At 32.1% G+C, this 11,294-nt stretch carries 11 protein-coding genes; 9 read left to right on the top strand and 2 right to left on the bottom strand.

The window, feature by feature from the left end; translation table 11 throughout:
* Positions 1-218: 218 nt before the first annotated feature.
* Positions 219-1,523: an SH3 domain-containing protein gene (locus ABEY15_RS20840; protein WP_429891985.1), complete on the bottom strand. Its 1,305-nt coding sequence runs from the start codon at positions 1,521-1,523 to the stop codon at positions 219-221.
* A gap of 427 nt (positions 1,524-1,950) precedes the next feature.
* On the opposite strand from ABEY15_RS20840, the gene ABEY15_RS20835 reads away from it, so the two are divergent.
* The 7 genes from ABEY15_RS20835 (at position 1,951) to ABEY15_RS20805 (ending at position 7,933) form a co-directional block, all read left to right on the top strand.
* Entirely contained in the window at positions 1,951-2,244 is a 294-nt protein-coding gene (locus ABEY15_RS20835; protein ID WP_429891984.1) for a hypothetical protein, read from the top strand.
* A gap of 182 nt (positions 2,245-2,426) precedes the next feature.
* Positions 2,427-2,729 carry a hypothetical protein gene (locus tag ABEY15_RS20830; RefSeq protein WP_429891983.1) on the top strand — a complete coding sequence of 101 codons (303 nt, stop codon included), beginning with the start codon at positions 2,427-2,429 and terminating at the stop codon, positions 2,727-2,729.
* 192 nt (positions 2,730-2,921) lie between these two features.
* Positions 2,922-3,422 carry a GNAT family N-acetyltransferase gene (locus ABEY15_RS20825; RefSeq protein WP_429891982.1) on the top strand — a complete coding sequence of 167 codons (501 nt, stop codon included), beginning with the start codon at positions 2,922-2,924 and terminating at the stop codon, positions 3,420-3,422.
* Between the two features lie 3 nt (positions 3,423-3,425).
* A complete protein-coding gene (locus tag ABEY15_RS20820; RefSeq protein ID WP_429891981.1) occupies positions 3,426-3,983 on the top strand; it encodes a 2'-5' RNA ligase family protein in 558 nt (185 codons plus the stop codon).
* Positions 3,984-4,286: 303 nt separating this feature from the next.
* Complete coding sequence (locus ABEY15_RS20815; protein ID WP_429891980.1) at positions 4,287-5,372, top strand: aromatic ring-hydroxylating oxygenase subunit alpha; 1,086 nt, start codon at positions 4,287-4,289, stop codon at positions 5,370-5,372.
* Entirely contained in the window at positions 5,372-6,814 is a 1,443-nt protein-coding gene (locus ABEY15_RS20810; protein ID WP_429891979.1) for an aldehyde dehydrogenase family protein, read from the top strand. Before ABEY15_RS20815 ends, ABEY15_RS20810 begins: the two co-directional genes overlap by 1 nt.
* 24 nt (positions 6,815-6,838) lie before the next feature.
* Positions 6,839-7,933, top strand: coding sequence for a tartrate dehydrogenase (locus ABEY15_RS20805; protein ID WP_429891978.1), 1,095 nt, complete (start codon positions 6,839-6,841; stop codon positions 7,931-7,933).
* A gap of 199 nt (positions 7,934-8,132) precedes the next feature.
* Here the strand turns inward: ABEY15_RS20805 and ABEY15_RS20800 are convergent, their stop codons facing one another.
* Complete coding sequence (locus tag ABEY15_RS20800) at positions 8,133-9,494, bottom strand: sigma-54 interaction domain-containing protein (protein ID WP_429891977.1); 1,362 nt, start codon at positions 9,492-9,494, stop codon at positions 8,133-8,135.
* Positions 9,495-9,629: 135 nt separating this feature from the next.
* On the opposite strand from ABEY15_RS20800, the gene ABEY15_RS20795 reads away from it, so the two are divergent.
* Together ABEY15_RS20795 and ABEY15_RS20790 are read left to right on the top strand one after the other, a co-directional pair.
* Entirely contained in the window at positions 9,630-9,818 is a 189-nt protein-coding gene (locus tag ABEY15_RS20795; RefSeq protein WP_429891976.1) for a DUF3311 domain-containing protein, read from the top strand.
* Positions 9,815-11,290, top strand: coding sequence for a sodium:solute symporter family protein (locus ABEY15_RS20790; protein ID WP_429891975.1), 1,476 nt, complete (start codon positions 9,815-9,817; stop codon positions 11,288-11,290). Before ABEY15_RS20795 ends, ABEY15_RS20790 begins: the two co-directional genes overlap by 4 nt.
* Positions 11,291-11,294: the final 4 nt, after the last annotated feature.

Here is an 11,294-nt window from a genome sequence, read left to right as displayed (position 1 = left end):
TCAACATCGCTCTACTCCTTTTACGAAAATTTGGTAATTTAATTGACAAGGATATTTTTCAACAGCGTAGAAAAAAACACCTTGATAGGTGTTTTTTTACGTGTTGAAATATAATACAGTCAATATTGTTATCTTACATTAAGTGAACTTAATTGATAAAAAAGTTCAATTATTAATTGTAATAGACAAGTTCTTTTTTCAGTAGGTGATTTGAAAGATTATTTATATCTTTTAAATCCTAAAAAATGTTGGTTCCAATATGAATTATTTATTTTCGAAATAGTTACTCCAGAACTGCTACTTGCATGGATAAACTCATTATTATTAATCACTATACCCATGTGGGACGGTCCATAAGTATAAGTGTTTTGGAAAAAGATTAAATCTCCAGGTTGAAAGTCATCTACGGTTTTTAAATTTGAATTATTATACCAATAACCTGCAACATTTGTTCTAGGAAGTGACATTCCAGATTCTTTGAATACATAAGAAATAAACCCACTACAGTCAAATCCAGTTGGCGTTTCTCCACCCCATACATAAGGTACACCCGAATATTTTTTTGATAAGGTGATTAGAGTTTGTACATCAAATGACTGAGCGTTATTTGAATCATCCTTATTTGTATCTGTCTGATTCGTATCTGTCTGACTTGAATCTACTTTATTTGAATCCGTCTTATTTGAATCTGTCTCTTTTCCAACATAAGATGCACTAATATACCCTGTTGTCCCTTTATATTTTACTTTATACCAACCATTGGATAATGAGGTAACATCTAGTCTTTGATTTTTATTAACACTACCTAAAATCTGATATGAAGTTCCAGCCCCAGACCTGATGCGGACACCATTACCAGTAGAAATGTAGTTACCTGTACTAACCGTTTGATTATTATTAGTCGATTCGGTAACTTTTCCAACATAAGATGAACTAATATAACCAGTTACTCCATTATATTTTATTTTATACCAACCATTAGAAACTGAGATTACATCTAGTCTTTGATTTTTATTAACACTACCTAAAATCTGATAAGAAGTTCCAGCACCTGATCTAATGCGGACACCATTACCAGTAGAAATGTAGTTACCCGTACTGACCACTTGATTATTTATACTATGAGTCGATTCGGTAACTTTTCCAACAAAAGATGCACTAATATATCCTATTGAGTCATTAAATTTTATCTTATACCAACCATTAGACAATGAAATGACATCTAGTTTTTGATTTTTATTAACACTCCCTAAAATCTGATAAGAAGTACCAGCTCCAGATCTTACGTGGACACCATTACCGGTTGATTTATATGTACTAATAGTATTAGTTGAATAAAGTTTACTAGATTGCAGAGTTTTCTTGGAATCAATCGAGGCTGCAGCTGCAGTAGTATTATATGGAATTTGAATTGTTAATGTTGAAGCAAGTCCAACTAATGCCAATGAGTTTAATGTTCGCTTTGTATTTCTTTCTCCTTTCAAATTTAACTTAATTAAGGTACTTGCTGATTTCGATTTCATTACTAACCTTCCCTCTAACCAATAACTGAAATAACAAAGAAAAAATCCCTTACCTCATTTAATAGTAAGGGCAAATCTAAGATTACATGAACTTGGTAATTAAATTATTTAAAATGTGAGATCACATTTAGTTTAAATTCTAACACAAGATCATAGGAAACTTCACTTATTTAGTGTCAAATTTTTCCGGAAAAGTAAATTTAGTTCAAAATTTACTAAAAAAAAACAAAGAAAATATGAAACTCTTATTATTCAACAAAGTGAAAAAGCTGAAATAGTTTTTAGTAAATATAGATAAGATTATTGCTTTATGAAAGTTTTGTTAAGTAAACTAATAATATAGATAATACAAGTTGTCAGGAAATACAAGCGTAAAAAAGTCTATTAAAATCTTAATCCTACCCATTAATTGGAGGTGCAAGTCAAAGTGACAAATCTTGAACTTGATATTGAAAACATACAAATTGCAAAACATACGGATTATAAAGGCTATAAAATTAGATTTTCGATTAATCAACAGCAGTATGTACTTTTAGTCGGTAAAACAAATATATTATTTCCTTTGTCTCTAATTCATACTTTTAATGAAAAAGGAACATGTCAGTTATGCAATAAACTAGTTTTTCCATCAAATTTTAGTCAACAAGTTTGTCCAACATTATTTAATAGAAGAAAAGAATTATTAGCTTATTTCCAAGAACATTATTCTGAACAATTTTAAACAGACGTAAAATGACTTTTGACAATCATCGACCAAAGTAAAATAATAAATTAATAAAGAAATCGTGATAAAAAACTACTTTTTGGGTAGTTTTTATTTTTTTATGAAAATATTTAACGATAATGAGACATAAAAATAGCATTTCGTCATATATTTTGTTGAAAACGGAGGTGCTATTACACATGGTGATTCAAGACTTAGATATTCAAAACGTGGTAATTAGTAAGCTTGGGGGATACGACGGTTATAAAATAAGCTTTTCCGTTAATCATCAAAGCTACATATTATTAGCCGGAAAACAAAAAACGATTTTCCCTTTGTCTATTAAACATGCATTTATTGAAAAGGAAAAGTGTCAGTTTTGCAATAAACTTGTATTTAAATCTGCAATTAGCCAGCAAATTTGTTTAAATCTCCTTCTTAAAAAAAGCGATTTATTATCGTATTTTCAGCAAAAATATCCTGAACCATTTGAACAAATATAGGTTTTTTATTTAAGAAAACTGTCGAGGAAAAACCACTAAAGAAGTGGTTTGACTACATATTAGTATTTAACCCTCCATGAATTCAAAATAGTTATTAAGAATTGTAATAATTTAGATATAAAAACACTGTGGAAATACGACGGTAATTGTTGTACTATTCTTATAATTCTATTTTTATTGGAGGATATTTTCATGTCTAATTCTTTATTACCGACAAATACTATTTCTTTACAATTTTATAATGAACAATATGATGATCAATTAAAAAACTATTTTCTAGCTGATGAGCATCTAAAATTTACTGGTCTACCTATTGATAATATAGATAAATGTGTATTAGAGGCTGATCGTCATGCGATTTTAATTTTGAGTAATAATGATGTTGCAGGATTTTTTGTTTTACATGGTTGGGATGGAGTTAGACAATATTGTGATAATAAAAATGCAATTCTATTAAGGGCTTATTCTGTTGATACAAATTTTCAAGGAAAAGGAATTGCGAAACAATCTTTAAATTTATTGCCTTCTTTTGTAAAAGCAAATTTCCCTGAACGAGATGAAATTATTTTGGGCGTGAATCATAAAAATATTGCAGCACAGCATGTTTATTTAAAAAGCGGATTCATTGATAAAGGAATTAGAGTAATGGGGAGAAAAGGTGAGCTATTTATTATGCATATGGATCTAGTATAAGTTTTGAAAGAAGGAAGAGATGATGTACGGAGTTGTAGGGTTAAAGAAACCGAACAAATTATTAAAGATATTTGGACAGAGTTAAGAGAAAAATCGATTTCTTTCTATGCTGATGAAGTAGTAGATCGTAAACCCCACATTACTTTAGCAAGTTATCATAGTTTAGATAAGCAAAGGTTTATTGAACAACTAGATGATTTTTATGAAAATAAGCCGGAGATAGATATTAGTTTTAATTCAATTGGATCATTTTTAAATACTGGTATATTGTATTTTTCACCACATGTTACTAAAAGTTTGATTGAGTTTCATGAGAATTTTCATATTCAGTTTAAACATTTTAATGATAATCCAAAGTCTATCTATCTACCTGAAAAGTGGGTCCCACACTGTACTTTAGCTAATAGATTGTTACCGAATAAACTAGTAGAAGCGTATAATTATTGTTTATATCGAAATGATACGATTGTAGGAAAAATACAGGAGATTGCTATTATTGAAATGGTTAATAAAAATAATGCACCTGTAATTCATTCAAGGTCTTTAAATCTAATAAAGTAAGTTTAAAAACTCGTAAATCATTACGAGTTTTTTATTTTTTAGGAATCTTACTATGAAATTGCTTATTGAATAAGTAATTAAAGTTGTTCATTGCTCTCATTCTACCCAAATGAAATATATCTCCAAATCAAAGAATGAACTGAAAACAACTCAACTGAGTTGTATTCAGTTCGCTTATTTTATTAATTTGAGTCGTTTAAACTCAGTAAATGTTGATTTATTGGGGCTTTTTCATTCTGGCATGGTTATTGCAAAGTAAAAGATATAAGGGAAAAAATAGGGAAATGAGAGGGGTTTATGTAAATGACTTTTAATAAAGTACAAAATGCAACAACTGAAATCTTTGAAAGAACTTTAACGTATGATTTATACACTGATCCAAAGGTTTTAGAACAAGAACAAGAAAAAATCTTTTCAAAGACTTGGCAATTAGTTGGGCATGTTAGTCAGTTAGAAAATATTGGAGATTTCTTCACTGCTGAAGTAGCTGGTGAACCGATTATTGTAACACGCGACAAGAATGAGGTTATTCAAGCCTTTTATAATGTTTGCCCACATCGAGCAACTAAGCTAGAGAAAAATGAAAGTGGAAACAAAAAAATTCTACAATGTGCTTACCATGGATGGACTTTTCATTTAGATGGTAAATTAAATAAAGCTCCTAATTTTAGAGGTGAAGATTTAGCTTGTGTATCAAATGCTTGTTTACGATCTGTAAGGATGGAAATTGCTGAGTCATTTATTTTCGTTAATTTAGATGATCAAGCTACGTCATTAATTGAGACATATGGCGACTTTTTTGATAAGTTAAGTAAATTTCCTTTTTTAAGCGAATTAAAAAGAACGAGCAGTAGATCGAGAATTATTAAAGCAAATTGGAAAGCATTTATTGATAATTATTTAGAATGTGATCATTGTCATGTAGCGCATCCTAGCTTTGTCGCTACGCTCGACATGAAAGACTATCAAATTATTACATGTCAAAATTATTCTGTTCAAGGATCGGTTGTGAAAGCGAATAAGAAGATGGGATCATTAGATTTTAATGAAGTAGAAATGCGAGGAGGTACGTTCTATTGGTTATGGCCCAATTTAATGATGACTATTTATCCTGGCCCAGGAAATATTGCTACGATCCAAATGGTTCCAATCGACCATGAGACAACACTTGGAATCTATACTTACTATTTTAGAGATGAAAATTTAACACAAGAAGAAAAAGACTTAGTTGAATTTGCAGAAGTGGTACGAAATGAAGATGTTGAACTAGTTGAATTAGAACAAGTTGGTTTCCGTTCACGAGCATTTAATCAAGGTTTTTACTCATCTTCAGAGAAAGCAATTGTTCAGTTCCATGAAACTGTCCTAAGAGCTTTGGAGGCAGAATGATGATAAACAAAGTAAGTCCAATAAAAAAATATTTATTTATTAATGGGGAAGAGGTACAAACAAATGAGTATTCAAACCTGTATTCTCCTTACACTAGAGAAGTAATTTCAGAGATTGCTGTTGCAACTAAAGAACAAACAGAACAGGCAATTGAAGCAGCATATCAGTCGAAAGACGAGTTTGCTAGAATGCCAGCATTTTTGAGGGCACAAATTCTTGAAAATGTCGTACAGTTATTAAAAGAAAATTTTAATGAAGCAGCGGAAATTATTACAAGGGAAACGGCTAAACCAATAACATTTTCATTGGGAGAGGTAACGCGAACAATTGAAACATATAAATTTGCAGCAGAGGAAGCAAAACGAATACACGGAGAAACAATTCCGTTTGATGCTGCGTCTGGTGGTATAGGAAGAGTAGGATATACAGTAAGAAATCCGATTGGTGTAATTGGAGCGATTACTCCATTTAACTTTCCAATGAATCTAGTAGCCCACAAAGTTGGTCCAGCTATTGCGTCTGGAAATACGGTGGTTTTAAAACCGGCATCTCAAACGCCACTTTCGGCACTATTTATTGCTAACCTATTCAAGCAAGCTGGCTTACCGGATGGTGTATTAAACGTTGTAACGGGTCCTGGACGTACGGTTGGAGACACGATTGTTGAAGATGATCGAGTAAACATGATTACATTTACTGGTAGTACTAGTGTTGGGATTAACATAAGGAATAAAGCAAAGTTAAAGAAAACAACGCTTGAACTTGGATCAAACGCTGCCGTCATCATTGATAAAAATACTAATATTGATAAAATTATTGATCGATGTATAATGGGTGCCTTTTCAAATCAAGGCCAGGTATGTATTTCATTACAGAGAATTTTTGTTCATGAAGAGATTTATGAAGAATTTACTAATAAATTTGTAAAGGCAGCTAAACAATTAAAACTTGGTAATCCATTCGACCATGAAACATATCTTTCTTCATTAATAACACCTGATGAATTAGATCGAACGTTAAGCTGGATTGAAGAAGCCAAAAAAAGCAATGCAACTATTCTTGCGGGTGGTAAAACACATGGAAATATACTAGAACCTACAATCATTGCTAATTGTACACCTAGTTTAAAGGTTTCTTGTCAGGAAGTATTCGCTCCAATTGTAACGGTTACTAAGGTGAATTCAATCCGTGAAGCCATCTCCCACGTAAACAATTCACACTATGGGCTACAGGCAGGAATCTACACGGATAGCGTATCGAATGCATTACTTGCTTCAAACGAGCTCCATGTAGGTGCGGTAATCATTAATGATGTTCCAACGTTCCGAGTGGATAATATGCCTTATGGTGGTGTGAAGGAAAGCGGAACTGGAAGAGAAGGGATAAAGTTTGCAGTTGAAGAAATGACAGAGATGAAGCTAATTGTCTGGAATCAAAACTGAATTAAGTAAGGTAGGAGATTTGGTATGAAAACACATAAAATAGCAATTATTCCAGGGGATGGAATAGGGCCGGAAGTAATTAATGAAGGCGTGAAAGTTTTAAATAAAATAGCAAGTCTCGACGATTCCTTTCAATTCGAATTTACGTCTTTCCCTTGGGGCTGTGAGTACTATACGCGATACGGAAAAATGATGGATGATGATGGGATTGAAAGATTAAAAGAATTTGAGGCAATTTATTTAGGAGCTGTTGGATTTCCTGGTGTACCCGATCATATCTCATTGTGGGACTTGCTATTAAATATTCGTAAGAGCTTTGATCAATACGTAAATATACGTCCTGTAACTCTATTAAAAGGAGCACCGTGCCCTCTCGTTAATTTCAAATCCGAAGATATAAATATGTTATTTATCCGAGAGAATACAGAAGGTGAATATGCAGGTGCAGGTGATTGGTTATATAGAGGAAAAGAGAATGAAGTAGTTTTACAAAATAGCGTCTTTTCACGTAAAGGTACTGAACGAATCATACGATATGCATTCGAAGTAGCCCTAAAACAAGGGAAAACATTAACAAGTATAAGTAAAGGTAATGCTCTAAATTACTCAATGGTATTCTGGGATCAAATATTTGAAGAAGTGAGTAAAGAATATCCTTCAGTAAAAACATATTCTTATCTTGTTGATGCAGCTGCTATGCTCATGATTAAGGATCCAAAACGATTTGAGGTAGTAGTGACTTCTAATTTATTTGGTGATATTTTAACCGATCTAGGTGCTGCTATTGCAGGAGGATTGGGGCTTGCAGCTGGGGCTAACATAAATCCTGAGAGAGTATATCCATCGATGTTCGAACCAATTCATGGTTCAGCACCAGATATAGCTGGAAAACAGTTATCGAATCCACTTGCAGCAATTTGGTCAGCTAGCCAATTGCTCGATTATTTAGGGTATGAACAATATGGTAAAGTAATTCTTACTGCGATTGAACAACTATTAATTGAAAAAAATGTCTTAACGCCTGATCTAGGGGGATCATCTTCCACTTTAGAAGTAGGGGATTGTATTGTTGAATTGATAGCTTCTAATATGAATGTTTTACAGACTCAAAAAAATTAATTATTTCAGACTGTTGACAAACGCTCGCTTTCTTCGTTCCTTCGCCTGTCTGCGGTGCTCATTACCGTAAAAGGTAACTTCACTCCTCGAAAGACAAGCGCTCGCAATCAGTCTGAAAATCAAGTTTTTAGTACTTTGTCTACACACAAAAAGGGAAATACTACAGAAGTATCTCCCTTTTAGTTTAATCAGTCAAAATCTATTCGTTTTTACAATACTTTTGGATTAATTTGTTTGCTTTTGTTTGACTTAAACCAAGATCCTTTGCAACTTTTCGAGAGCTCTTATGAATCCTGTATGATTCGATAATCATTTTTTTCTCAGTTTCTTCTAAAATATTTTCTAATGAATTTTCCTCTTGGATTGTAATTGGATGATTTTCAGAAATTAATTGCGACGGCAAATCAGACAATCGTATGACTGATTCGCTAGTAATAACAAGTCTTTCAATAATATTTTCAAGTTGTCTGATATTACCTGGCCATTGAAAATCTTCAAAAGTATTTTTTACATTTGTTGAGAATGAGCGGTTCACTTTGTATTTATGATTGAATTTAGTTAAGAAATGATCAGCTAATATAGGTATATCTTTTTTTCTATTTCTAAGCGGAGGAATTTGAATATCAATTACATTTAATCGGTAAAATAGATCTTCTCTAAACTGTTTTGATTTTACCATTTCCAATAGATTACGGTTCGTTGCCGTAATAATTCGAACGTCAACCTTTTTTAATTCTCTGCCTCCTACAGAAAAAAAGCTACGATCTTGTAATACTTGGAGTAATTTTGCTTGGAATTTCAAGGAAATTTCTCCGATTTCGTCTAAAAAAATTGTTCCTTTATTTGCAGTTTCGAGTAAGCCGATTTTTCCATTTTTTAAGGCTCCTGTGAATGCGCCAGTAGCATAGCCAAATAGCTCAGATTCTAATAAATCTTCTGGAATGGCAGCACAATTAATGGCAAGAAATGGACCGGCATTCTGATTACTTAAATCATGAATATATTTTGCCAGTACACCTTTTCCAGTTCCCGATTCACCTTGAATTAAAATATTTGTATCAACAGGAGCAATCTTTTTACAAAATTCAATGATATTTGTCATTTCTTCGTCAAGTGTTAAAAATCCATTAGAATTAAAATGTTTGCTCGAATCAAGCATTTCATCAGTGTTATTATGAATTATAGAAATATAATTCTTTTCGCGAGACGTAATAAATATGAAATCTAATTTTTTGTTAATAGGATTGAAAATCGGAATAGCAGTTGTAACTAATTCTTTACCAGTATGTGTAGTCTGATTGATTGTGACGGTATTATTTTTCTCTAAAACAATTGGAATAATTGAAGGGGTCCAATACCCTTTTTCCAAAAAAATGTCATTATGTTTTCCTATAATTTCGTTCTGTCGTAAACCGTAATGTTGCTCGCACATTTTATTAACATAAATGATTTCAAGATTTCGGTTTAAAATATAAATTTCATCAGAAGAATAGTTTAAAATATTTAACAACACTTCTTTATCAAATTCTAGTATATCTGAAAGATTAGAATAACTTTTCATCATTTGTACTCCTTTTTTAAGCGCTTACAATAAGAGGTTAAGATTTTACTATTTTATAAAACGAGTTTAACATAAGTCTACAAAATATTAACAGAATTTTTTAAATAATCAACTTAAAGGTAAGGGGGAAATAGAATGAAGTATTTTGCAATTTTTTTAACTATTTTTGCTTTCATAGGATCATTAAGTGTTGTAAATCGAGTGGAGCCTTACATATTGGGATTACCATTTATTGTATTTTGGTCTGCGAGTTGGTTAGTAATCACATCTGTTTGCCTTTTTATTAGTAATGCAATTTTAGAGAAACAGGAGGAAAATCAATGAGCATTCTATTAATTGGAATTACGTTTCTAGTAGCTCTTTATTTAGGTATCCGTGCCCGAAGAGGAAGAGAAATGAAATTGGAATCATGGGTAGTGGGGGATCGGAATTTTGGTAGTATTGTCATGTTCGTTCTTATGGCAGGTGAAATGTTTACAACGTTTATTTTCTTAGGAGCTAGTAGTGCATCTTATTCAATGGGTGGGCCAGTAATCTATATTTTCTGTGCTGTTACTTATATTATTCCATTTTGGATCTTACCTCATATCTGGCGTTATGCAAAAAAGCATAATTTATTAACTCAGCCAGATTTCTTTGTTAAAAAATATAATAGTAAATCTTTAGGACTACTTGTTGCACTAGTTGGAGTTGTTTCAATTGTTCCATATATGATCCTCCAACTAAATGGTATAAAAATTATAGTATCTGAAGCTTCCTACGGCGCTATTTCTCCAAATTTAGCAGTGTGGATTGGTGTAATTGTTGTAACAATCTTTGTTTATATTTCAGGAATTCATGGTTCAGCATTTACAGCTATATTAAAAGATATTTTGATGCTTATAACGATTTTGTTTTTAGGGATTTATTTACCTTTCCATTTTTACGGTGGTGTGGAACCGATGTTTAGAACATTAGATGCCGCTAAACCCGGTTTCCTATTACTACCTAAGTCTGGCTATAGTATTTCATGGTATGTATCAGTTTGTTTAATTATTGCGCTCGGTCAATATATGTGGCCACATGTTTTCGGTGCAAGTCTATCATCAAAGGACTCACAAACATTACGTAAAAATGCGGCACTTATACCTCTTTATCAAATTCTGATGGTTTTTATTCTTTTTATTGGCTTTACTGCACTTTTACAAATGCCACATATCCCAGGTGGACGTACTGATTTAGTCTTATTCGAAATTGCTAAAGCGACACTTCCGCCTTGGTTTATTGGTGTAATTGGGTCAGCTGGTCTATTAGCAGCTTTAGTACCTAGTTCGTTGTTATTATTAACGGCCTCAACCTTACTTTCCAAAAATATTTATAAAGCAATAAAACCGGAAACAAGCGATGCGAAGTTAGCAGGACTTACAAGAATTTTAGTCCCGATCATTGCTTTAATAGCATTAATTTTTACATTTTATGGTGGAAAGACAATGCTTTCTCTTTTATTAATGGCATATAGTTTCGTCTTACAATTATTCCCTGCACTAATTGTTACATTCTTAAAACGTAATCCAGTTACAAAACTTGGAGCAGTAGCAGGGATACTATCTGGACTAGTTACAGTAGCATACGTAACAATAAAAAATACAACATTTGGAACAATATTCCCTCATGCTCCTCAATTTTTGAAAGATTTTGATTCAGGATTTATTGCATTCACGATTAATATTGTCTTAATGTTTGGAGTGAGTGGAATTACTTATTTAATTAAAATAAGACCAAGGGTAAGACAAGAAACTATAAAGGAACAATGGTGAGAAA

The organism is Gottfriedia acidiceleris (genome assembly GCF_050457485.1).
Taxonomy (GTDB): Bacteria; Bacillota; Bacilli; order Bacillales; family Bacillaceae_G; genus Gottfriedia; species Gottfriedia acidiceleris_D.
This window is presented reverse-complemented; position numbering and strand designations above follow the sequence as displayed.